Origin of the sequence: Paenibacillus vini, assembly GCF_018403325.1 — a bacterium.
Classification (GTDB): Bacteria; Bacillota; Bacilli; order Paenibacillales; family Paenibacillaceae; genus Fontibacillus; species Fontibacillus vini.
Genome location: NZ_BOSL01000010.1, coordinates 1,941 through 27,272, shown reverse-complemented (window position 1 = coordinate 27,272; position 25,332 = coordinate 1,941). Strand labels below are relative to the sequence as shown.

At 50.7% G+C, this 25,332-nt stretch carries 15 protein-coding genes and 1 riboswitch; of the genes, 12 read left to right on the top strand and 3 right to left on the bottom strand.

Going from position 1 to position 25,332, the window contains the following annotated elements:
- The first annotated feature begins 89 nt into the window (after positions 1–89).
- Entirely contained in the window at positions 90–1,550 is a 1,461-nt protein-coding gene (locus KJS57_RS15560) for an ABC transporter substrate-binding protein (protein WP_213655506.1), read from the top strand.
- A gap of 64 nt (positions 1,551–1,614) precedes the next feature.
- On the opposite strand, the gene KJS57_RS15555 is transcribed toward KJS57_RS15560, so the two are convergent.
- Together KJS57_RS15555 and KJS57_RS15550 are read right to left on the bottom strand one after the other, a co-directional pair.
- Positions 1,615–2,928 carry a glutamate-1-semialdehyde 2,1-aminomutase gene (locus KJS57_RS15555; protein ID WP_213655505.1) on the bottom strand — a complete coding sequence of 438 codons (1,314 nt, stop codon included), beginning with the start codon at positions 2,926–2,928 and terminating at the stop codon, positions 1,615–1,617.
- A 229-nt stretch (positions 2,929–3,157) separates the two neighbouring features.
- Positions 3,158–4,219, bottom strand: coding sequence for an LCP family protein (locus KJS57_RS15550; RefSeq protein ID WP_213655504.1), 1,062 nt, complete (start codon positions 4,217–4,219; stop codon positions 3,158–3,160).
- 152 nt (positions 4,220–4,371) lie between these two features.
- On the opposite strand from KJS57_RS15550, the gene bcp reads away from it, so the two are divergent.
- The 11 genes from bcp to KJS57_RS15495 all read left to right on the top strand — a co-directional run bounded on the left by bcp (position 4,372) and on the right by KJS57_RS15495 (position 24,692).
- Complete coding sequence (bcp, locus tag KJS57_RS15545; protein WP_211023623.1) at positions 4,372–4,848, top strand: thioredoxin-dependent thiol peroxidase; 477 nt, start codon at positions 4,372–4,374, stop codon at positions 4,846–4,848.
- Between the two features lie 189 nt (positions 4,849–5,037).
- Positions 5,038–6,414, top strand: coding sequence for a polysaccharide deacetylase (locus tag KJS57_RS15540; RefSeq protein ID WP_244861585.1), 1,377 nt, complete (start codon positions 5,038–5,040; stop codon positions 6,412–6,414).
- 102 nt (positions 6,415–6,516) lie between these two features.
- Complete coding sequence (locus KJS57_RS15535; protein ID WP_211023619.1) at positions 6,517–7,485, top strand: AAA family ATPase; 969 nt, start codon at positions 6,517–6,519, stop codon at positions 7,483–7,485.
- Entirely contained in the window at positions 7,482–8,795 is a 1,314-nt protein-coding gene (locus tag KJS57_RS15530; RefSeq protein WP_211023617.1) for a DUF58 domain-containing protein, read from the top strand. The genes KJS57_RS15535 and KJS57_RS15530 overlap by 4 nt, the downstream gene beginning before the upstream one ends.
- Positions 8,782–11,175: a transglutaminase-like domain-containing protein gene (locus KJS57_RS15525; RefSeq protein ID WP_213655503.1), complete on the top strand. Its 2,394-nt coding sequence runs from the start codon at positions 8,782–8,784 to the stop codon at positions 11,173–11,175. The genes KJS57_RS15530 and KJS57_RS15525 overlap by 14 nt, the downstream gene beginning before the upstream one ends.
- Before the next feature lie 77 nt (positions 11,176–11,252).
- On the top strand, positions 11,253–12,791 hold the full coding sequence (gene guaA / locus KJS57_RS15520; protein WP_213655502.1) for a glutamine-hydrolyzing GMP synthase: 1,539 nt from the start codon (positions 11,253–11,255) through the stop codon (positions 12,789–12,791).
- A 395-nt stretch (positions 12,792–13,186) separates the two neighbouring features.
- Positions 13,187–16,990: an S-layer homology domain-containing protein gene (locus tag KJS57_RS15515; RefSeq protein ID WP_213655501.1), complete on the top strand. Its 3,804-nt coding sequence runs from the start codon at positions 13,187–13,189 to the stop codon at positions 16,988–16,990.
- Between the two features lie 294 nt (positions 16,991–17,284).
- A riboswitch (purine riboswitch) is annotated at positions 17,285–17,385 on the top strand.
- Positions 17,386–17,726: 341 nt separating this feature from the next.
- Entirely contained in the window at positions 17,727–19,127 is a 1,401-nt protein-coding gene (locus KJS57_RS15510; RefSeq protein WP_213655500.1) for an NCS2 family permease, read from the top strand.
- A gap of 180 nt (positions 19,128–19,307) precedes the next feature.
- Positions 19,308–23,186, top strand: coding sequence for a glycosyltransferase family 39 protein (locus KJS57_RS15505; protein ID WP_244861584.1), 3,879 nt, complete (start codon positions 19,308–19,310; stop codon positions 23,184–23,186).
- Between the two features lie 59 nt (positions 23,187–23,245).
- Complete coding sequence (locus KJS57_RS15500; protein ID WP_213655499.1) at positions 23,246–24,259, top strand: glycosyltransferase family 2 protein; 1,014 nt, start codon at positions 23,246–23,248, stop codon at positions 24,257–24,259.
- Entirely contained in the window at positions 24,249–24,692 is a 444-nt protein-coding gene (locus tag KJS57_RS15495; protein ID WP_213655498.1) for a GtrA family protein, read from the top strand. The genes KJS57_RS15500 and KJS57_RS15495 overlap by 11 nt, the downstream gene beginning before the upstream one ends.
- Positions 24,693–24,986: 294 nt before the next feature.
- On the opposite strand, the gene KJS57_RS15490 is transcribed toward KJS57_RS15495, so the two are convergent.
- On the bottom strand, positions 24,987–25,332 hold a 346-nt coding region (locus KJS57_RS15490; protein WP_213655497.1), incomplete at its 5' end, for a hypothetical protein.

The window sequence follows — 25,332 nt, the reverse complement described above, 5'->3', positions numbered from 1 at the left end:
ATCGTCGGTTACTGTTTTCTCTTCTAAGATAGAAATGTAACTAAATGAGGATTAAAGCCTCGATAACATTTATGAAAAGGGGAGTTTGAATGCGCAAGTTCTCAGCATTATTGATGTGCCTCATGCTGTTCGGTTCGCTGCTTGCAGCGTGCGGCGGAGGCGGAGGCAACAAGAACACGGAAAGTCAGACCAATAACGGAGGGGCAGCTCCGAGTAACTCGAACGGAGGCAACGCGGCTCAGACGGAAGAACCGGCTGACGATATTACGCAAAGAAAAGTAACGCTTAAAATCCACTATCCGTTGCCGGACGAGACTACGCTTCGCGCTCAAGAAGACGATAAGATCGCACGGTTCCAAGCTAAGTATCCAAACGTGACGATCGTAAAGGATGACTGGCAATACAGCGTCAATGAGATCGGTGTGAAAATGGCGTCCAATGAAGCGCCGACTTTCTATAACACCTGGGCGACCGAAGCGCAATTGCTCGTGGAGCGCGGTTGGGTAGCGGATATTACGGAACTGTGGAACGGCTGGGAGTACAAGGATGACATTAATCCGGTTCTCCAAAATCAGTTCATCGTAGACGGCAAAGTATACGGTATTACCCAAAATGGTTATGTTACGTCCACCGTTGTGAACAAGAAGCTCCTGGAAGCGAAGAACCTCGAAATCCCGGCCCTCGACTGGACTTGGGACGATATGTATAACGTAGCTAAAGGGGCGGCAGATCCGAAAAAGGGTATTTCCGGAATTGCTCCAATGGGTAAAGGAAATGAAGCGGGCTGGAACTGGACGAATTTCCTGTTTGAAGCTGGCGGGGATATCGAAACCAATACGGACGGCAAAGTAACGGCCGTGTTCAATTCCGAAGCGGGCGTCAAGGCGCTTGATTTCTATAAGAAGCTGAGATGGGAAGCCAATGCGATTCCGCAAGACTGGGCGCTGGGCTGGGGCGACGCTATTAGCTCGTTCCAACAAGGCCGGACGGCTATGGTGATCGCCGGAGCGTTCGACGTAGTTCAAGCCGCATTGAATGAAGGCGGCATGAAGCCTGAAGATGTTATCGTTTATCCGATGCCGGCTGCGGAAAAAGGCGGCAAGCATTACGGGATTTTGGGCGGTAACTACCTTGTAATCAATCCGAACGCAACAAAAGATGAACAGGAAATGGCTTTCCGTTATATCACGTTCGACTACTTTACCGATGATGCGCTGAAATCCGTCGAAGACACAATTCAAGCGCGTAAGGCGGAAGGCAAATATTATATCCCGACTCCGCTCGAATACTTTAGCGAAGATTCGGAGTATGCAACGAAGATCCAGTCGATTTATGATAAGTACGACAATGTATTCAAATACGATCCAAACCTCTTCGGCTTGCTCGAGGGCAAACCTGAAGCTCAATTCGGAACACAGGACTTCTATGCGACGATGTCCAATGTAGTACAGGAGTCCTTCTCCAAGAAAGGTACGGATTCCAAGAAACAGCTGGATGTAGCGGCGCAGTATGTACAAGAGAACTTCTTTGATAAAATCCAAGCTCAATAAGTAATTCCATAATAAAAGGCTGCCTGCGTAGTTTTGCTACGTCGGGCAGCCTTTTTAAGTGCGCTTATTTTGAACTGATCTCTTTAAAGGACGCCTCCGCCGCTTCCAGCGTGAAGTCGATGTCCGCTTCCGTGTGCGCCGTCGTCAGGAACCAGGCTTCATACTTGGATGGGGCCAGATTGACGCCCCGGTTCAGCATGGCACGGAAGAACGCGGCAAAGGCTTCGCCGTCGGTATCCTGCGCCTCGTCGTAATTCGTGACCGGATGGTCGCAGAAATGGGTGGAGAAGGAGCCGCGGATCCGGTTGATCGTGAGCGGCACGCCATGGCGGCGGGCGGAATCGGCGAGGCCGTCCGTCAGCTTGATAGTCAGGCGCTCCATTTCCTCGTAGACGCCCGCTCCCTGAAGCACCTCCAGGCAGGCAATGCCGGCGGAGATGGATGCGGGATTGCCCGCCATAGTCCCGGCTTGATAGGCCGGACCGAGCGGAGCGACCTGCTCCATGACTTCCTTGCTGCCGCCATAAGCCCCGATCGGCAGCCCGCCGCCGATAATTTTGCCGAGCGCGGTCAGATCCGGCCTAATCAGATCATGATTGGCAAGACCAGCATAGGTCTGTGTTGATCCGTAATGGAAACGGAAGGCGGTAATGACCTCGTCGTAAATGACGAGAGCGCCGTAATACCGTGTCAGGCGGCAAACTTCCTCAAGGAAGCCCGGCTCAGGCATGACCATACCGAAGTTGCCGACGATGGGCTCGACCATGACGGCGGCTACATCGTCGCCCCATTGCTCAAGAGCATCTCCCAGCGCATCCGCATCGTTGAACGGTACCGTAATTACCTCTTGGGCAATGCTTGTCGGAATGCCTGCGCTATCCGGAATGCCGAGCGTGGACGGCCCGGAACCTGCGGCTACCAGCACCAAGTCGGAGTGGCCGTGATAGCATCCGGCAAATTTAATGATTTTGTTGCGCTTCGTATAGGCGCGGGCCACCCGGATCGTCGTCATGACCGCTTCCGTACCGGAGTTGACGAAGCGGACCTTGTCCATCGACGGGATCGCTTCTTTCAGCATGGAAGCCAGCTTGATCTCCAGCTCGGTCGGCGTGCCGTACAGCGTACCGTTGGCGGCCGCTTCCTGGATCGCTTTGGTGACATGAGGATGGGCATGCCCCGTAATGATCGGCCCGTAGGCGGCGAGATAATCGACGTAACGGTTCCCGTCAACGTCCCAGAAGTGTGCGCCTTGTGCCTTTTTCATAAAGACGGGCGCCCCGCCCCCGACCGCCTTGAATGAGCGGGAGGGGCTGTTGACGCCGCCGACAATGTGTTTCAATGCTTCTTCGTACAGAAGCTCTGATTGCTTTCGGTTCATAAAGTAAAACTTCCTTTCAGTGCGAATTCAAAAAGTCAGGTTTTCAGGACCAAGAAGGTTGGATGAAGCTAGGGACTGAGTAGCGGAACGTACATGAGGTACGTGAGCAACGGAAGGCCCGGCTGAATTCAAGATTCGACGTCGAATCCGCTTCATGATCTGCTTCGTCGTGGAAGGATGACTTTTTTAATAACCTCTTTCAGAATAGGTTCAGCTTCCAAGCCGGAACTTAAGGTCCGGTGGAAGTAGTCTGCCCACTCTCGCTGTTTCCCGAATCCGAAGGAGTGGCGTTTCCGTTTCCGTCGGTGGAGGTGTCCGCTTCGCTGTCAGTAGTTCCGGTTCCATTGAATACTTCCTGTACGAAGTCTTTGAGCTGATCCTCGCTTCGTACGCCTAACACATCCGAGCCTCCGACCTTTTTCTCCACGAGCAGATCCATAGGCGGAATCTGTTCGCTGGAGCCCATTTCGCTGGAGTAGCCTACCGTGGCCAACTTCCACATATCTTCAACGGACAGGTTGGTGTCGATGTAAGGATTGACTTTATCCAGAATCGACGGAAGCTTCATGATGGAGGTGGTCGACTTCATTTTATCGGCGACGGCCTTCAGGAAATTCCGCTGCCGCTCTGTCCGCGTAAAGTCGGACAAGGCGTCATGCCGGAAACGCACATACTGCAGGGCTGTACTCCCGTCCAGGTGCTGCTGGCCCTTCTTCAGATCGATATCGTATTCATGATTATCCGCTTTGCTGGTATAGTGCATATCTTTTTCGACGTAAAAATCAACACCCCCAACAGCATCCACCAGTTCGATGAATCCCTGGAAGTCGGTATATACATAATATTGGATTGGAATGCCCAGCAGATCGGATACCGCCTTCATCGCCGTATTCGGGCCATGCGTTATCGCGCTGTTAATTCGGTCCGATCCATGATCCGGAATTTTCGTGTAAGTATCGCGCATAATGGAGAATAAATTCACCTTTTTGGCGACCGGATCAAGCGAGGCTACAAGCATCGTATCGGAACGGGGAATCTCGCCCTTTTTCAAGCCGCGGGCATCGACGCCCATCAACAGGATGTTGACGCGCTCGGTTCCTTCCCATTTCGGAGGTTCCGGTACCTTGGTTTCGGTAGGTTTAACATTATAGAAAGGTGAATCCTCGCCGGTTTTCTGGAAGTCGTCAACCTGATTGTAAATGGCGATGAAATAGTAAGCCACGAGAGCGGCTACGACGACCAGTACTCCGACTGCGGACCAGATGATCGCTCTTTTAGTGCGTTTTGTCATTTTGTTCGTCCTTTCAGAGAAAAACGAATGAATTCGCTTCGAAAATGGATGTCTTCATATCATTACATTATAATTTCTTTTATAATTACAATCAATTTATCATATATTGACAAAAGTTGTTGATGGGTTAAGGAGAGAAGGAGAGAAATTATATGACTGAGGTACAGATTCAAATGGGACAACCCGTTCCTGACTTTCGTCTACCGGCCAGCGGCGGGGGTGAGATGGCACTTAGCGATTTCCGGGGCCGTAAGGTCGTGATTTATTTTTATCCGAAAAATATGACCCCGGCCTGCACGCAGGAAGCCTGCGATTTTCGTGACCGGAGCGGCCAGTTGGAGAAGGAGGGGGCAGTCGTGCTCGGCATCAGCGGCGATCCGGTCAAATCCCACGACAGGTTCAAGGAGAAGCAGAACTTGCCGTTTCCGCTGTTGTCGGATGAGGACCATGAGGTCTGCCGCATGTTCGGCGTCTGGCAGCTCAAAAAATTGTACGGCCGGGAATACGAAGGGATCGTGCGTTCGACCTTTTTAATCGATGAGAACGGCACACTCGTTAAGGAGTGGCGCGGAGTTCGGGTGAAAGGACATGCGGACCAGGTCTTGGAGGCCGTCCGATCGATGGATTAAAGAAGAGGGTTGCTTATCGCCAGTCTGAGAGACTTGCGATGGGCGATCCTTATTTTTTTGTGGAAATCGCCGTGGCTATATCTCTCAATTTTTGATTAAAGAATAGGAAGTCTATTTTCTTCTCTACCTTCATACAATCTACCAGAAAGCCAAAGAAATGATTGATATAAACGGCGGAGGTAGAAATAAATGAGAAAAATGTGGATGTTCGGTTTGAAAAGGTTTTGCATGGCAGCTATCGCAATTTTAATAATTATAGCCGCGGCCTTCCTATACGGAGAGCGCGAAGCCGCTTTGCCTGCGGCATCGGCGCAGCCCTTGCTTGCGCCCGCGTCAGCTTCGGGTACGGAGGATGCGGTTCGGGCTGATCCAAATGAGGGCGGAGGAGCATCCGTTGTTCCGCTCCAAGAGCTTGCTGTGCAGTCTAAGCAGGAAGCGGTAGTTACTGTACCGCTCTTGTCTGCAGTTTCCGCTTCCGCAACCGCCCGGGCGACATCTACTCAGGCTGAAAAGATCGTATACCTTACTTTTGACGACGGACCAAGCAAATTGACGGGCCAAGTGCTCTCTATATTGAAAGAAGAGGAAGTCACCGCCACGTTCTTCGTTTTGGGCGAGCACGCGAAGCAATCCCCTGAGCTGATTCAACGTATGAAGGAAGCGGGGCATGCCATCGGAAATCATACGTATAATCATGAATATGACGATTTATATAGCAGCTTTCCACGTTTCTGGGATCAGATCAAGCGGACCGAGGAAGTTGTACGTGAAATCACCGGGGTACGTCCGGCTATGGTCCGGGCTCCGGGCGGCACGTACGGACATTTTGACGAGACCTATTTCAAGCTGCTGGAGCAGGGCGGTTATAAGGTGTTCGATTGGGATGTGGATAGCGGAGATTCCAAACGGAGGGGTGTTCCCGCCGCAGAAATCGTCAAGAATGCGACTTCCGAAAAGTTGAAGGACGAAATGATCGTGCTGTTGCATGACGGAACCGGACATGAGGAGTCTGTTAAGGCATTACCTGAAATCATTAAATTTTACAAAAAACACGGATATACCTTTCGCTCGCTTTCTCCGGATCAAAAGCCGGTTCAATTCAGCCTGGCTGCCGCCTCCAAGATCAAAACGAAGCCTGCCCCGTCCAAGGCCTGGATTGAGAGTCATATCGAGCCTAACGCCGCCTTGTTTGGTCCGGGAGAGCCGCTGTATGTGGAGGCCGGAGGGGTAGCGACGAAGCTGGCTGCCGGAGAATATGAGCTTACAGACGGCCAGTACATGGTTCCGCTTCGTTCGACGATGGAACGGCTGGGCGCCAAGGTTAGCTGGGATGGACAAAGTCAATCCGCGGTCATCGTATGGGGCGATGCCACGGTTATCATAGAACCGCTGAAGGAAACTCTTGTATCTAAAGGGGTAGAGGTATCGTCTCCGCTCACTCCGGTGCAGTTCTCCCGGAAGAACAATTCGCTATGGATCTCTCTGAGGCCGCTTCTGGAAGCGACCGGGCATCCTATCGTTTCGTTTGAGGCCGGAAGGGAGGAACGGAGAGTCAAAGCAATGTAAGGAGCAGGTTGTTCTTGGTTTTCTCTCTCCCATGTCTATGACGACTAGTTTTTGGGGAAACTGGTTGATAGATTTGTTGTTTTCTTATGGGAGGGATTAAAGATGATTCACGAACAGGCTCGCGAGATTCTGGAGAGACTGGTGGGACGTGTGGAACGCGTTATTGTCGGAAAGCGGACGGAAATTGAACTTGCCGTCGTATCGATGCTGTCCGGCGGCCACATTTTGCTCGAAGATGTGCCAGGTGTCGGCAAAACGCTGCTGGTTCGGACGCTCGCCGCTTGTATGGGCGGTTCGTTCGGGCGGATTCAATTTACTTCAGACCTTTTACCTACGGATGTAACGGGGGTTACAGTATATCAGCCGCAGACCGGGCAATTTGAATTTCGTCCGGGTCCGGTGCATGCCAATTTCGTATTGGCGGACGAGATCAACCGCGCGGCTCCTCGGACCCAGTCAGCTTTGCTGGAAGCGATGGAGGAACGCAGAGTGACCGTTGACGGAATTACGAGAGCGCTGCCTCAGCCTTTCCTGCTGCTGGCCACGCAGAATCCCCTTGAATACGAGGGGACATACAGGCTCCCCGAGGCTCAGCTTGACCGCTTTTTGATGCGGCTGACCCTGGGGTATCCGATGCCGGAACAGGAAATCGAGATGCTGAGCCGTGGGCAGGAAGCTGCCGTGGAGATCAAACCGGTTCTTGTACCCGAGGAAATGAGGTATATGCAGCTACAGGTAAGAAGCGTTCTGGTGGACGACCGGATCAAAAAATACTTGGTTTCCGTCGCGGATGCCTCCCGGCGCCACCGCCAGCTGTCGCTTGGAATCAGTCCGCGCGGTACGCTGGCCTGGATGGGAGCGGCCCAAGCGATGGCTTATTATAAAGGCAGAACTTATGTAATCCCGGATGATGTGAAAGCCGTTGCCGAGTCCGTGCTTGCCCATCGGATTGTCTTGAAGTCGGAGGCAGTCCTGTCGGGCGTTCACGCGGAACAGGCCGTGGCAGACCTGCTTAACCGGGCGGAGGTGCCTTTGTTCAGCCATGTCCCCGCGGCGGGGGGATCCCGATGAAGAACGGATTTTGGACGTGGTTGATTTCAATAATATCCGTCGGCTCGCTGGGAGCCCTCTATGGATGGAAGGGCGGCCAATCGCTTCTTTTTCTGCTGCTGCTGTTAGTCATCGTAATTATTCAAGGAGCGGCGGTTCAATGGTTTGGACCTAAGCAAGCCAAAGTAGAACGGACCTGGCATCCCCTGAATCCCCGAGCGGGAGAGGAAGTTGAAGTTACGTTGACCATTACGCTCTCCGGCGGTTTTATGCCTTTGTGGATGCAGGCGGAGGATGAATGGTCGGCTTCGCGGGAGACGGAGCCAGGCAATGATCAAGAGCCGCAAGGCGGGAAGCTTGCCTTCGGCGGTTGGAAACGGAAGTTTACAGGCACTTATTTAATGAGAGAAACGAGCCGAGGGGTATATGCGGGGCAGTCCGTGCGGATCACTTGGGGAGATTCCTTCGGATGGTTCAAGCGTTCCTTGCGCGCAGAAGCGAATGATGTTCTCGTCATTCACCCTGCGCCGCTGCCCGTTGAACTTGTAGGGACCAGCGCTGCCGACCCTGATGGGGACGAGCAAGGGTCAGTGCGAAATGCCGAGTCGGAGGCCGATTTCGCTGCGGGCCGGCTTCGGGCTTATGAGCCGGGGGACCCGCTCCGCCGGATTCATTGGAAGAGTTCAGCCAAGAAAGGCCTCTTGCTTACGCGCATTCCCGAGCCGGCTGAATCCAAATCCCGCTGTTTGCTGCTGGATAATGCGATGAGCTCTTATTCGGGGAGCCTTGGCGGAAATCGGGCAGGAAAAGGTAGCGGGAATGGGAGCGGGGCGGTGCTGAGAGGAAACCCTACCGGTGGGTTTGAAATTGCCGTTTCAGCGGCCGCGTCTTGGTTAAGCCGGGAGCTCGGGCGTACCGGCGAAGTCTGCTTCCGCCATGGGGGCATGAGCGAGCTTGCCATCAAGGCGGCTCCGACTTTCTCGGGCAGCCGCGGTCTCAAAGAGGGCCTCGACCTTCTGGCAGGTACCACGCTGGACCCCGGCTTATCGGGCTCCGAGCTTCTGCGGAGGACGCATGCTTCTTTGCATAGGCAAAGCCTGACTTTTATTACGGGCCATTTGACTCCGGAACTGGGCGAAGCGGCGTTACAGCTGGCAGAGCGAGGGGCTGCCTTGGAAATCTGGTACGCATGCGGAACGAAGGGGAATGCCGAATCAGTCCGCCTGGCCCAAGCTTTGCTGGAAAAAGGCTTGGTCCTTATAGACCTGACGCGTTATATCGGCGGAGTATCAGTGGCGCCGAAAGGAGGGGCCAAGCATGGCATCGCTTAGAGCGCAAACCGGCGTTGGCGGTCCTGCCGCCGGGATATATGACGGTTCTTCGGTACGCCCCCTCGCGTCAAGCCGTAGACGGTCCTTAAGAGAAACCGGACAGCGTTTATTCCTGTCTGTGCTTTTGTTTGGCATGTTTGGGGAATGGTTGTATCCGTTGCACTCTTTTTTGGGCGGTGAGCCGTACCGGCTCATCGCATTGTTCCTGGGCGTCACCGGCATTCTGCTAGCTGCCGGCTGCTTACGGCTGCCGACTTATTTGTATGCGCCGATCCCTGTAGTTCTTGTGGCAGGCGCTCTGCTGTATTTGTACGGGCAAGAGACCGGGATGTCCTGGTTTGTGGACTATGCCGGACTGATCGTCGCCGATGTTACGGAGATTGTTCAGTCCGGCAGATTGTACGGAATCAGCGAGGAATCCAGAGCGCTCCTGCTGCTGATCGGCTGGACGCTGCTTGTCGTCTCCGTACAGATGCTGGCGCTCGGCAAGCATAGTATAATGCTCTTTTTTCTGGCAACGTTACTGTATTTGATTGCTATCGAATTTGCGGGAAACGTGCCCGTGTACTCGGGACTTATCCGTTCCGCAGGGTGGGGGCTTATTCTACAGGCCTTATTGTTCCGCAATCAATTGCATATTGGCGGCAAGCCTGGCGGAATTCCCTTCGGCAGCGTCGTGGCGGCGTTTTGCGTGCTGGGCGCTTTGTTATTGAGCTCGCTCCTTCCGATTCAGCCGGTACGGAACATTCCATGGAATCAAATTGTACAGGCTCTTGAAGGGTGGAGCGGCTCTGAATTATCGGACCGGCCGCAAACCAGCTATGCTGTGTCCGGGTACAGCAAGGACGATTCCCGGCTTGGGGCCCCGCTGCGTCTCCGCCATGAGACGTATTTCACTGCGGTATCGCCGCAAAATACGTATTGGCGCGGGGAGAGCAAGAGCGTTTATACCGGTCGGGGCTGGGCTTCATCTCCTGCAGCCTCACACCTGGTGGCCTGGTCGAATACAACGGAGGATGCGAATGCAGCTGATGGAGTAACTATCGAAGGTGAAGGTATCGCGGGTATTGCCGGAACTGCCGCCGAAGAAGCCACCGAAGAAACCGCCGAATCTTGGGAGACATCTCCCGATAGCGGTTCCGCCATTATTAAACAATCGGTTATGTTTAAGCAGCCGGTCACCGGTAAGGTCCCGTTCTTTAGCGGCGGCAGTACCGTGAGTATCGATCAGGTTTTCGCCGAGAATCTAAAGGCAGAGTCTGCGGCTGTCAGTTCCCGGTATGATGATGGAACGGGAGCTAACTATTTTGAACCGGCTTATCCGGAGCAGGAGCTCTATGGATATGAGCTGACGGCTCAAGTGCCGGCAGTCTCTGCGAGTCGGCTTCGCCTGGCCCAAGGCGATGACCCCATGGAGATTACCGCCAGGGAGCTTCAGCTTCCGGATCAATTACCGGAACGGGTAGAGCGGCTGGGGACTGCTCTGACGGAAGGCCATGCCAGCAGGTATGATGCGGTAGTGGCTGTAATGAATTATTTGGAGAAGCATTATATTTATAGCCTGGATACGGAGGCACCGCCGGATGGGAATGATTTCGTCGATTATTTTCTGTTCGGGCAAAAACAAGGCTACTGCGATCACTACTCCACCGCGATGACCGTGCTTCTCCGAAGCGGGGGCATTCCAGCCCGGTGGGTCAAAGGCTTTGCTCCCGGAACCCCTGTCTCTGAAGACGACAACCGCATTAATGTCAGTTATGCCGATGCTCATGCCTGGGTGGAAGTTTATTTCCCGGGGGAAGGGTGGATTCCATTTGACCCAACGCCGGGTTACGAGTCGGTATTTGCCGCAGGTCAGGAAGAACCGGCTGGAGTAAAAGATAGCCTGGAGAAAGATGGATGGTGGCAGAAGCTGCTTTTGACGACGGGTGTATTGTCGGATGGTTTGACTAAGTTTATTACCACAGGCTGGAACATGCTTCAAGAGTCTTTGTTACTTTGGTCAAGCGTAGCGCTGGGGATAGGCTTTGTGCTGTATACGGCTATAATTTACCGAAGGACCTGGCTTCGTGAAGGTTCTTATCTCATGTGGCTCTTTATGTTGAAACGGCGCCGGAGGTTTCCGGAAAGAAGCGAATTGCTGCGGGCGGCTGACCGCGTTTGGAAGGAAATCCACCTTGCTTACGGACCGAAGACCTCGGGGATGACCGCAAGAGAATACCTAAGTTCGATTCATGCCAAAGTTGGCGAACAGAGTGTGAATTTGGAAAGCTTTGTGATGATTTGGGAGAACCTATATTACGGGGCAGCCGGAATGGATCGGACCAAGAGCAGAGACTTTCTGAAGCTTTGCCGGAATTTGGCTTACCGGGGACGCTGAATTACCGCCGGGTCTTCCTTGACGAGCTCTTTTGTCGTTTCGTATAATTAGGTTCATGAATTAAGGGAGGCTCGGAAATGAATAAGCCAAATGAAATGATTGTCGTTCTTGATTTCGGAGGACAATACAATCAACTGATTGCCAGACGGATTCGCGATTTGGGCGTGTATAGCGAATTGCTGCCGTTTAATACGCCGGTAGAACGGATTCGTGAACTTTCGCCGAAAGGGATCGTATTCTCTGGCGGACCATCCAGTGTATACGCTGAAGATGCGCCGCATATCGATAAAGCCATTTACGATATTGGCATTCCGATCTTCGGTATTTGCTACGGCATGCAATTGATGGCCCAGCAGCTTGGAGGTAAAGTGGAACGCGCCGCAAAACGCGAGTATGGGAAAGCGGACGTTGATTTCGCTGAACATTCCGCGCTTACGAAGGGCTTGGACGCAAAACAGACCGTTTGGATGAGCCATGGCGACCATGTGGTCGAACTGCCTGAAGGCTTCGTTGTGGACGCTTCTACCGAGCACGCACCGATCGCCGGATTTGCCAATACAGCGAGCAAAATGTACGGAGTTCAATTCCACCCGGAAGTGCGTCACTCCATTCATGGCAATGAAATGATCAAGAACTTCATTTACGAGATCTGCGGTTGCGAAGGCAACTGGAGCATGGAGACGTTCATTGAAGATCAGGTTCGCGAAATCCGCGAGCAAGTGGGGGACCAAAAGGTTCTCTGCGCACTTAGCGGCGGCGTGGACTCCTCTGTTGTAGCAATGCTGATCCATAAAGCGATCGGCGATCAGCTTACTTGCATGTTTATCGATCACGGGCTCCTTCGTAAAGGTGAGGCCGAGAGCGTAATGGAGACGTTTGTCGGCAAGTTTGATATGAAGGTCGTCAAGATCGATGCCCGCGAACGGTTCCTGTCCAAACTGGCAGGCGTCGATGATCCGGAGCAAAAACGGAAAATTATCGGCAATGAATTTATTTATGTCTTCGATGAAGAGTCGGCGAAGTTCGACGACTTCAAGTTCTTGGCTCAAGGCACACTCTATACGGATATCGTAGAGAGCGGTACAGCTACGGCTCAAACGATCAAGTCCCACCACAATGTAGGCGGTTTGCCTGAGGATATGAAGTTCTCGCTGATCGAGCCGCTTAATACGTTGTTCAAGGATGAGGTTCGCAAAGTCGGTGAGGAACTTGGTCTCCCTAGCGAGATCGTCTGGAGACAGCCGTTCCCTGGACCGGGTCTGGCGATCCGTGTGCTTGGCGAGGTTACTGAGGACAAATTGCAGATCGTTCGTGATTCCGACTACATTCTCCGCGAAGAAATTGCCAAAGCGGGTCTGGACCGCGAGATCTGGCAATACTTCACGGCGCTGCCGAACATGAAGAGCGTAGGCGTTATGGGCGATGCCCGTACTTACTCCTACACCGTCGGCATCCGCGCGGTGACTTCCATCGACGGCATGACCGCCGACTGGGCGCGTATCCCTTGGGACGTGCTGGAGAAGATCTCCGTACGTATCGTCAACGAAGTGGATAACGTAAATCGCGTCGTGTACGATGTGACTTCCAAACCGCCGGCTACGATCGAGTGGGAATAGGACGGGGAAATTTAATGCCGTCGATCGCTGGGAAGCCTTGATATACAAGAATTCACAGCGTTGGTGGAATTGAAATTCCGCGTACACTTGCAACAATAGAGTTCAAAAATTACTCTCTTTTATCTGCGTTGTCTAGCAGATAGAAGGGAGTTTTTTTTATGACCAGAATCAAAGAACTGATTGAGGATTTAAGCTGAACCAAGAAATTTTGGGGAGGGAGCTTCGAGAGTCTGTTAAATAAATTTTCAACCTAAAAAAGTCAACTTTAAACACAATAAAACCTATTTACATTGAATTGTTATAACAATAAGATATCTCTAAATCTTGCTGCTATTAACAATTTTCGAAAATTAGTAGCAGTTGGACAACTAAATGGAAAAGGGAGGCGTAAAGGTATGAAAAGATCTAAAAAGTGGCTGACTATGCTGCTGATTTTCACTCTTGCAGCGACATCCGGTCTGGTTGCCGGTAATCAGGAAGTACAAGCGGCCGATAAGCTAACCCCGGCAGCCGGAAAACTTCCAGGCCAAAGCAATCCGTTGATTACGCACAAATATGGTGCGGATCCATATGCAATGGAATACAACGGCAGACTCTATCTCTATTTAACGGATGATCAGGCTCAGTGGGAGCTGACTCCGGATACGAATAACAGTTACGCCAACGCCCGCAGCATCACGATTATTTCATCATCCGATATGGTGAACTGGACCGATCACGGCAGGGTACCTGTTGGGAAGCAGGTTGGAGGAACGGCATGGGCGAACAATGCTTGGGCGCCGGCCATTGCCTGGAAAAATATCGACGGCAAGGACAAGTTCTTCTTGTATTTCGCGGACAATGCATCCGGGATCGGTGTGCTGGTAGGGGATTCCCCGATCGGTCCTTTCCATGATCCTCTCGGCAAGCCTCTCATCGACAGAAGTGTTCCGAATGTCACGACAACCGGCGTGCCTTGGCTTTTTGACCCGGCCGTCCTGGTGGATGATGATGGTAAGGCTTATCTGTATTTTGGCGGCGGAATCACCGGATTGGACGCCAATAATCCGAAATCGTCCCGTGTCGTGCAGTTGGACGATGATATGATCAGTATTGTAGGAACGCCGCAGGAAATTGATGCGCCGAGAATTTTTGAAGATTCCGGTATCCATAAGATTAACGGTAAATATTACTACTCCTATTGTTCGAACTTCAGCGGCAATGATGGACCGGGCTATCCGCCGACAGGGACGATCGCTTACATGGTTAGCGACAGCCCGATGGGACCTTTCGAATATATCGGACCTATTCTTCCTGGGCCGCATGTGTTCGGAAACGGGGATGCGGGCAACAACCACCATGCGATATTTCAGTTTAAAGACAAATGGTATATTACCTACCATACTCGCCAAGTAAACATCGCACAAAGATTAATCAACGGACAAAACGGGCATCGGGATTACCGTTCTCCGAGCATTACAGAGCTTGAAATTGATCCAGACACCGGACGAATCACCCCGCTTCAAATGGAGAATAAAGGTGTTGGCCAATTAGAAGCTTTAAATCCTTACAGCAGGGTTGAGGCCGAAACGATAGCTTGGAATGGTGGAATATCTACTGAGCCGACCACACAGCCGGGAGCCATGGTCGAGAGCATCAATCTACAGGTTACCGATATAAACGATGGGGATTGGATCGCGGCAGCGGATGTAGACTTTGGGGAAAAAGGCGCCGGCACATTTACCGTCAATGTTGCAAGCGGTTCCAAGGGAGGGACCATTGAATTGCGGCTGGATCAAGCCGACGGTGAACTGATCGGAACGCTACCAGTACCTTCTACGGGCGGATGGGATCAATGGAAAACACTGACTACATCCATTTCCGGAGCTGAAGGTGTCCATAATCTGTATATGGTATTTAGAGGTGAGGGAACAGGTCGTCTATTTAACCTCGATTACTGGCAGTTCCAAGAAAAGAGTGATCGAAATGACCTTGTAGCGATTAACGCATCGATCGATAAACAAAAAATTGACATCGCTTCCGGCAGCAATACAGCGAACATCACAGTCAAAGCGATATACGCTGACGGAACCAGTGAAGATGTAACAGCCAAGGCTTCGGCGGTCCCGGAACAGGAAGGGATTGTGAATATAAGCGGCGGTGTTGTTACTGGAGTAAACTACGGATCTACAAATATTAATATTAGCTATGAAGGAAAAACATATGGAATCTACGTTGAAGTCAAAAACTTGAAGGCAGAGCTTACGGTGAAGAAGCTCATTGTGGACAACAATAAGCCTGTGCTCGATCTTGGCAGCACTGAATCCTTCAAGGTTATCGCTGAATATGAAGATGGACATACCGAGGACGTAACGGCTCTAGCGGATTATAGCAATTCGAATCCGGATGTAGCGGAGGTGTCGAATGGTAAAATTACAGCGAAAGGCAGCGGCACCACTTCGGTTATTGTCAGTTTTAAGGGAGCAATGGGACATAACGTAACCGCTCAAATTTATGTAAGCGTTTCGAATGTATCTGCACCTATAAAATTTATCATCAAAAACAGCCATCCTCAATTTGAGGGACCGGCCAAAGTAGTCTACGGTGATGTTATCGGATTTTTCGATAAGGGAACGGATGGGAATCAGGATGGCGCGGTTACGTTTACCGTGAATGTTCCAACTGCGGGAAAATACAAGATGTCTGTCTATAATGTAGTCCATTGGGGGGAGGTGCCTCATCAATATACGATTAACGGAGATACAAGCAATACGATTCAGTACAAGTATCCATCCGCTCCAACTGGATGGAAGCTGTCCCCGTTCACCCCGGATATCACATTAAATGCAGGTGAGAACACAATAAGAATTGCGTATGATCCTGCGGCTACCGGAGCGGCAGAACTGCAATATATTGAATTACAAGCGTACAACGGAGACGACTCTTTCGTTCCTATTGAGGGAGTCTCATTGAATAAAGGCGAAATTGCGCTGGAAACAGGCGATTCGGATACGTTGACAGCGACTGTCAATCCGGACACAGCGTCAGATAAAAATGTAACATTTATCGTTGAAGGAAGTGCCGTGACCGTTACCGAGTCGGTGTACGATGTCATTGAAGGTACAACCAGCGTGCGGATCAAGGCTGAAGAGCCGGGTTACGCCATCGTTAAGGCGTATGCCGGAGGATTCGCAGCAGAGACTGTTGTAACGGTTGAAGGAGGAGAGGTGCCGCAGCCGGAAATCATTAAAGTAACAGGCGTAACCTTGGATAAAGAGACGCTCACCCTGGAGGTTAACAAATCAACACAATTAAAGGCTGCCGTCACTCCGGCAAATGCAACAAATAAGAAGGTGACATGGTCCAGCAGTGATGAAGGAATAGCAACGGTGGACCAAGAAGGTAATGTTAAAGGAATTAAGGCTGGAACGGCAACGATAAGAGTGACAACAGAGGATGGCGGCTTCAGCGCAGAAAGCGCAGTAACCGTTCAGAATCCATCCGGTGGCAGCAATCCGGGGAACGGCGGCGGCTCCGGCGGCAGCAATCCGGGTAGCGGTGGCAGCTCCGGCGGAGGAAGCACTGGCGGCTCCGGCAATTCAGGGGCGGTTAAGCCTGCAGTACCTAATGAAGAACAAAAACCAACGGAAGAACCAAAAGCCCTTGAGACTTCACCACAACCCCCGGCTCTTCCTAAGTTCACTGATCTAACTAATCATTGGGCCAGCAAAGAAATTGAGAAATTGGCAAGTAAGAATATTATCAGCGGATATCCTGACGGAAGCTTCAAGCCAAATCAAGAGATTAATAGAGCAGAATTTGTTACCTTGGTTTGCAGACTGCTGCAGCTGGAGTCCACGGCAGGAGGAAGCGCATTTAAGGATGTTAAATCCGATGCGTGGTATGCGGGCTGTGTCGGTGCAGTTAAAGAGGCGGGAATCGTTGGGGGATATCAAGACGGAACCTTCAAGCCGAATCAAAAAATTACTAGAGAAGAAGTCTTTGTGATCATCTATAAAATGGCAAAAGATAAATTGAATGCTTCAGGTAATCAACAAGCCTTCATAGATGATGCAGCCGTATCTTCTTGGGCAAAAGAAGCGGTGAACGCGCTAGTGAAAGCAGGCGTGGTAAGCGGCTATGAGGATGGGTCCATTAAACCTAAGAATAGCATCACTCGCGCTGAAGTCGCCAAGCTTCTTGCTTACTTTGCGCAATAGCCAGCAATACAAAAGGGGCTGTCCCATAAGTCAACATACAGACTTATGGGACAGCCTTTTATGCGCCTTCCACCAAAACGAGCCGTTTTCTATCTGAATTGTCGAATCCTGTCAGCGAAAAACAAATACACTAAACATGAATTTAAACAATATATTTCAAAAATGCGCTAAATGCGAACAATACCAGCAAATACATAAAATAATATTCGCTTTTTTAGTTGACAATCTGCCTGTTCGAGCCTAGAATAAGTCATGTAATAGGTCTTGAGTCCAAGACTTTCGGAAAGATTCGACAAATTACAACTTTATGCTTTTCGTATAATTCCGGGAATCGGCCCGGAAGTCTCTACGAGGTCACCGTAAATGATCTGGCTACGAAAAGAAGAAGCGAAACCCTTCGATATTGAGGGTGACGGATTTAGAGTTCCAGAATCAGTGAACCTGTCCGTGAGTTTTTACTTCGCGCTTCTTCTGGCTGTACGGTACCCGGGGATGATCTAACCTCGGGATTTTTGTCGTTTCCGACTCATAAGTAATGTTGTTCAAAAAGTCATCTTTTGATCGCGAAGTAGCTCTGGAAGTAAATTCGGCATCGAATCTTGAATTCAGTCGATCGCTCCGTTGCTCACGTAGGTTTTGCCTACGCTCCGCTACTCACTCGCGACTTCATCCAACCTTCTCGGCGCTGAAAAGTCGACTTTTTGAACGCGAACTAATAAGGAGGAGTATTAGAATCATGGATCGTTTTTTTAAGTTAAAACAGAATGGTACAACGGTTCGTACGGAGATTATGGCCGGTCTCACCACGTTTATGGCCATGGCTTACATCCTTACAGTCAACCCAAACACACTGACGGCTTTCGGTCAGATCGACATGGGCTGGTATTCTGTTTTCTTGGCGACGGCTCTGGCCGCTGGTATTTTCACGATCGCCATGGGTCTCTTTATTAACTTCCCAGTAGCACTTGCACCAGGTATGGGTCTGAACGCTTATTTTGCCTCTGTAGTGCTTTCGTCCGCTTCTACGGACCATCCTTTCACTTGGGAAATGGGCTTGACCGCCGTATTCATTTCCGGTTTGATCTTTATCCTGTTGACGATAACCAAGGTCCGCCAAATGCTTCTGGACGCGATTCCGGATTCACTGAAGCATGCGATTACGGTCGGGATCGGGCTATTCGTTACCATCGTCGGTTTGAAAAACAGCGGCCTGATGACGGTCGGCGTAGAAGCCGGCAATGACATCCCGGCACATACATTTACCGACGTTCTTTCTTTTGAAACTGTAATTCACTTGGGCAGCCTGGAAAACACCGACGTGCAACTCGCCATTATCGGCTTGCTCCTGATCGGCGTTCTGATGGTGCTTCAAGTTCGCGGCGCTATTCTGTTCGGGATTCTCGGAACTACGATTATTGCCATGCTGATGGGTGCCGTTGATTTCAACTCGGTATCGACTAGCCAAGCTAAATGGATTCCTGATTTCTCCGAGCTTAACTTTATGAAGTTCGACTGGAATGGTATTGTCCATACGGGCATTATTTCGGCCATCGTTACCTTTACTTTCGTTGAATTGTTCGACACCTTCGGTACGCTGGTAGGTACGGCGACTCGCGCCGGGCTCATGAAGGATCCTGTAGAAGGCAAAAAACGCGTTGGTAAAGCGATGCTGGTTGACGCTGTTGCCGTAACAGGCGGTGCTATGCTCGGTACCTCGACTACTACCGCTTATGTAGAAAGTACGGCAGGGGTTGCCGAAGGCGGACGTACCGGCTTGACGGCAGTAACTACAGGGGTCTGCTTCCTGCTTGCTCTGTTCCTGGCTCCAATCGCAGCGCTTATTCCTGGCTCCGCTACCGCGGCTGCTCTGATTATTGTAGGCGTACTGATGCTTCAATCGATTCGTGAGATCGACTTCAATGATATGGTTGTGGCGATCCCGGCTTTCTTGACGATTACGATGATGCCTTTCACTTACAATATCGCTAACGGGATTTCCTTCGGGATCGTGTTCTATGTCGTGCTCGCACTGATTGCGAACCTTCGTACAAAAGGAAAATATAAAGTACATTGGATGATGTGGGTGCTGGCCATCCTTATCGTTCTCCGCTACGTCTTCCTTGGAAGCCAAGGCTAATAAACCAACATTAATATAATGTAGGAAGCCCGCCAAACCGGATCAACCGGATGGCGGGTTTTTTTTGTATTGCGGCGGCCTGCGGATATAACCTTGAGCGCGATTCCGGCATAACCTTTGTCCCGGTGCATATATTTTTAAAATATATAAATGCATTGAAATCCGGGGTGAGCAAGGGTCGTGTTAAAGATTACGAAGGCGGTTATGGCCGCGATAATGATGTGGATGCTGACTTTTCTTCCGGCTGGAGTTTTACATGCAGAGGAAGGGAATTTGCTGCAAAACGCAGGGTTTGAGAACTTGGATTCGGTTTCGGATTCCCCGGATCACTGGAGCCGGGATGCATGGGTGCAGACCGAGGGTGCAAGTCAATTGGGGATCGTACGGGATACGGCCCATTCGGGAAATACGGCCGCCGTAGTGGATAATATCCAGCCCAATCACGCGAAATGGGTACAACGAATTTCGGTGAAGCCGGAGACGGATTATGTCATATCGGGCTGGGTTCAAATCGTGCAAATGGGCAGTGGAGAGATCGGAGCGACTATTTTTCCACTGGGCGTGGGCGGAGCTTTCCCGGATCTGAAGGATTCGGAGGGGCAGTGGAAAAAGCTGCAATTTTACGGTAAAACCGGACCGGAGCAGCAAGAGCTCACGGTTGCCGCTGGCATTGGCGGATACGGCCGACTGAATACGGGAAAAGCGTACTTCGATGATTTGGACGTTCGGGAAGCCGGAACACTGCCGGAAGGAGTGAATCCGGTCTTGCTGGAGTCGCCGACCACCGATCCGCCGCAAGGGGATGCTGGTGAAGCGGCGGCAGAGCCGCAAGATCAAACGGGAAATGCGGCGGTCCACGTATCGATACTGCCTATCATGCTGTTTTCCGTAATGTTCAGTCTGTTATTCGTCTTTTTGTATCAAAAAGTACTGCGTCGCCAACAAGCTCGGCTCGGGGAAGCGGTGAGCCAGGAACATGCTTGGTTCGCATTTATGATAGGCGCGTCGCTGCTGCTTCGGATCGGAATCGGTTTGACCGTGGATGGATTTGAAACCGATATGAACACCTTCATGGCATGGGCCAACCATGCGGCGGAAAGCGGGATCGGCAATTTTTATAATGAAGGGATGTTTGCGGATTATCCGCCGGGTTATATTTACGTCCTGTATGTGCTAGGTTCTATCCGCAGCGTGTTAGGAATGGATTTTGGATCGGCAGGGGCGGAATTGCTCTTTAAAATGCCGTCCATTCTGGCGGATCTGGTTACAGGTTATTTGATCTACCGGGCTGCCGGCAAAACACTGGGAAGCAAAATCGCCCTCGCTCTGTCTATTCTATATCTGTGGAACCCGGCCGTCCTCGTCAATTCCTCGGCTTGGGGTCAAGTCGATTCATTTTTCGTCCTGTTTCTTCTCATCTCCATCTTGGCATTGACGGAGCGCCGCTTTGAATGGTCTGCGGTATGGCTGGCTATCGCGATGCTGATCAAACCGCAAGCAGTCATCTTTGCGCCGGTATGGTTGATTGCTTGTTTGTATTATCGGGATGCCAAGCGGATCTCAAGGAGTATTTTGTGCGGAATTTGTGTGTTCGGTTTATTGGCGTTGCCTTTTTTCTGGAATCAAGGCGGGCTCTCCGGATTGATCGCTCTTTATCGCACAACTCTTTCTTCGTATCCTTATGCGTCCGTGAATGCCTTCAATATTTATGCGTTGTTTGGACAAAACTGGTCACCGCTTGATAACAGCTGGTTATTTCTAACGTTCCGCGTGTGGGGACTCCTGGCGATTCTCTCAGCGGTTGCTTATGTGTGTTATATCTCCTTTAGAAAACAAGGGCCAAAACGTGATCTTTCCAGCTCCTATTTTATCGCCATGGCATTGATTGTGATCCTGTTCGTGTTGGGGACGAAAATGCATGAGCGCTATATGTTTCCGGCCTTAATATTAAGCCTGTTCAGCTTTATTCAGATCAAGGATCGCCGATTGCTTGCGCTTTTTACGGGATTTAGCTTGACCCAATATGTGAACGCGGCCTATGTACTGAAATATTTAAATGCCGGGTCCAGCCCCGGAAATGATGGAATCGTGCTGATTTGCTCCATTGCGAATGTGGCGCTGCTTGGATATATGTTGTACCTCGGTTTTGATATTTACGTTAAAAAGAGAATCAAACCGCTTATGCCTCGAACGGATGAGGATCGACAGCTTGAGGATCAGAGCCTGTTGGCGGAGCTGGCGTTGCCCCCGGACCATGCGGGTACCGGTAGTAAAGGCCTTACTTTTCTCCGTCGCATCAAGGAATGGAATTGGATTGGCTTAATCACACTAGTGTACTTGGCAGTCTCCTTATTTCAGTTAGGGTCGCTTAGGGCGCCGCAGAGCGGATGGACGCCACAAGCGGGCGAAAGTTTTTACGTGGACCTAGGTGATGTAAAGCGGGTAGAGCGACTGAATCTTTTTGGCGGCATCGGGTCTGGAGACTTCAAACTGGAATTCGGATTGGATGGGATAACATGGGAGCGACCTCTGAAGGTCACCGGGGATATCAGTGATGTGTTCGCGTGGAAGAGCCTTCCGCTTGGTTTTGAGACCAGATATGCGAAGTTTACAGTGGAAAAGGCAGGCTTCTCCCTAAATGAAATGGCATTTTTTGAGACGGGAGGCCAGGTTCCTATTCCTATCCGCCAGATCCATGAGCCTTCGGGCGCGACTTTAGAGGACGGGGAAATCGGCCGACTGTTTGATGAACCGTCAACCGCGAAGATAAAGCCGGATTTTTATGACGGCACGTACTTTGATGAAATTTACCATGCACGTACCGCTTATGAATACTTACATGGACTTCCTCCCTACGAAAACACACATCCTCCGCTGGGTAAGCTGCTCATCGCTGTCGGCATTCAAGTATTCGGATTAAATCCGTTCGGCTGGCGCATCATCGGCACCTTGTTCGGAGCAGCTATGCTGCCGTTGATTTATGCCTTTGCGCTTCGTATCTTCGGCCAACGGAAATTTGCGGTGATGTCCGCCGTGTTATTTGCGGCTGAGTTCATGCATTTCACCCAAACCAGAATCGCCACGATCGATGTATTCGGCGTATTCTTTATCCTTTTGATGTTTTACTTTATGAGTCGTTATACCAGTATGAACTTCAACAAAATCGGAATCGGCAAGACGCTGGTTCCGCTATTCTGGGCGGGGCTGTTCTTCGGAATCGGGGTCGCCGCTAAATGGATCGTACTGTATGGCGGGGCAGGCCTGGCGGTGATGCTGGGAATATCGTTGTATATGCGTTACCGGGAATATGCGGCCGCCAAGCGAGCCTTAGCCGCGAATCCGGACTCAGATGATTTTGGCCAACACCTCCGGATTTATCGGAGAATCGCAACCTCATTTTCAAAAAACATTCTGATCACGCTTGGAGCTTGTCTCGTATTTTTTGTTATGATTCCGGCATTCATTTATGCTTTGTCCTTTATTCCGCCGCTCTCGGCTTCATCGGAAGGGTTCACATGGCGCAGCCTGATTCAGGCTCAACAGCATATGTTCAGTTATCATAGCGGTCTAGTGGGCAGTCATCCTTTTGCCTCCTCCTGGTGGGAATGGCCCTTTATGAAACGGCCGGTCTGGTATTTCAGCGGGGAAGGGGATTACCCTGGAATTGTGTCTAGCATTGTAGCGATGGGAAATCCGTTGATCTGGTGGGTCGGCGTGTTCATGCTGATTGCCGCTCTATGGTTTTCGCTTAAGCGAAAGGACCGGGGCGTCTATGTCGTTTGGATCGCCTTTCTGGCGCAGTATGTTCCCTGGATGCTCGTTTCTCGGGAAACCTTTTTATACCATTATTTTGCCATGGTACCGTTTCTGATCCTGGCCATCGTATACGTCGTGAAGTTAATTGAAGAAAAGCGGCCCCATCTCAGCTATATCAGAAAAGCGTTCATGACCGCGGCGATCCTGTTGTTCGCCATGTTCTATCCGGTGTTGTCCGGCATCCAGGTCAGTTCGAATTATATTGAGCATGTTCTGCGTTGGTTTCCTTCATGGTTGTTTTAGGCTTTAAAGCCCGAAGCTGCCTGCTGCGTTCAATTGATAGATGAGAAGGAGGAATAGTAATGCCGATTGGCTGCAGCGTGATCGTTCCGATGTTTAATGAAGAGGAGGTCATTGAGCATACTTATAACCGCTTAAAGCGGGTTATGGACTGCTCGGAGGAGGACTATGAGCTTATTTTTGTGAATGACGGAAGCGTGGACCGGACTGCGGAAATTGTGGAAGCCATTTGCCGGCGCGATCCCAAAGTTCGGTTAATCCAATTCTCCAGAAACTTCGGCCATCAGATTGCTATCAGCGCAGGGATGGACTATGCTGCCGGACAATCGATCGTGATCATAGATGCGGACCTTCAGGACCCGCCGGAAGTTATTTTGGAGATGCTCGATAAATGGAGGGAAGGCTACGAGGTCGTTTATGGAAAGAGAATGAAGCGCAAAGGCGAGACCGTATTTAAAAAAGTGACCGCCAAGATGTTTTACCGTTTGCTCGGCAAAATGACGCAGGTTGATATTCCTTTGGATACCGGCGACTTCAGGTTGATTGATCGTAAAGTGTGCGACGTGCTAAAAGGATTGAAAGAAAAGAACCGCTTTGTCCGCGGTCTCGTCGGATGGGCCGGATTTCGCCAGACCCGGGTGGAATACGTTCGGGAAGAACGATTTGCCGGCGTTACTAAATATCCTTTGCGGAAAATGCTGCGTTTTGCTGCCGACGGAATTACATCCTTTTCCCATAAGCCGTTGAAAATAGCTTCCTACGTTGGTTTCGTGCTCTCTTTTTCCAGTTTCGTGTACCTGTTCGTGGTTCTGCTGCAAAAATGGCTGGAGCTTGGCATGGTCCCAGGCTGGGCTTCCATTGTAGCGATTAATCTGTTCTTTAACGGTATTGTATTGATGCTCCTTGGCGTGATGGGAGAGTACATTGGGCGGATTTACGATGAGACGAAGGATCGTCCCTTGTATATCGTTCGCGAGAAAGTAGGTTTTGAATACGATGACAATCACGTTTCGGGGAGGCAGTCACCTTATTTGGAAGAAAGACTGAGGGAACAGGTTGAGGAATATGCCGGTTAAGCGCCTCCGTTCATCTTTTTTACAATTTTTTAAGTTTAATCTGGTCGGGTTAGCCAATACAGCCGTGGATGTTGCCCTGTTTGCAGTATTCGCCGCTTTGGGGATCGGGAATGCTTTGGCCCAAGCGCTCTCCTATTCGGCGGGAATGATAAACAGTTATTTACTGAATACAAGGTATACTTTTCGTGATCAACAAGCGAAAGGAACAAGCCACTTGTTCGACTCAAGGCGATTAGTCCGGTTTGTTGTGCTAAATTTAATCGTTCTTGTTGTTTCCGTAGTATTGCTGAAAATTTTGGTTTCAACAATAGGGATACCTGTATTGATCGCCAAGCTGGGGGTCACCTGCATAACGCTCGTCCTGAATTTTTTGGGAAGCCGATTGTGGGTTTACAAGCAGGTTCGATATTTATCCGGGGGAGAGCAGCCATAGCTGATAGAAACAATAATACCTATAAGCAGCCTATACAATTTTGGAATGTTCCAATAAGTATACGGATAGGCATAAGGCAAGCTGTAGTCCAATAATATAAGAGAGGGAAATAGGTTCTTGAAACTGTATATCAATTGTATTGGGAGTGGGCTGAATGAGAATGAAAGCAAGGACCGCCCTTGCGGCAACATTGGCTGCCGGCTTGGTATTAGGAACGGCCAATGCAGTAAATGCTACGTCTGATGAACAAGAAGAAAGTCAGGGGGGGACTGAGTATAACACTTTAGGGGGATATCACCCGTATCCTACTAAGACACCAAAGCCGACCCCAACGCCGGATTGTCCTCCGACCCCATCGCCTACACCAAAACCAACAAAAACACCGCAGCCGACACCGACACCAACACCAACACCAGAACCGACAAAGACGCCGAAGCCAACACCAACACCAACGCCAGAACCGACAAAGACTCCAAAACCGACAAAGACGCCGAAGCCAACACCGACACCAACACCAACACCAACACCAACACCAACACCAACACCAACACCAACACCAACACCAACACCAACACCAACACCAACACCAACACCAACACCAACACCAACACCAACACCAACACCAACACCAACACCAACC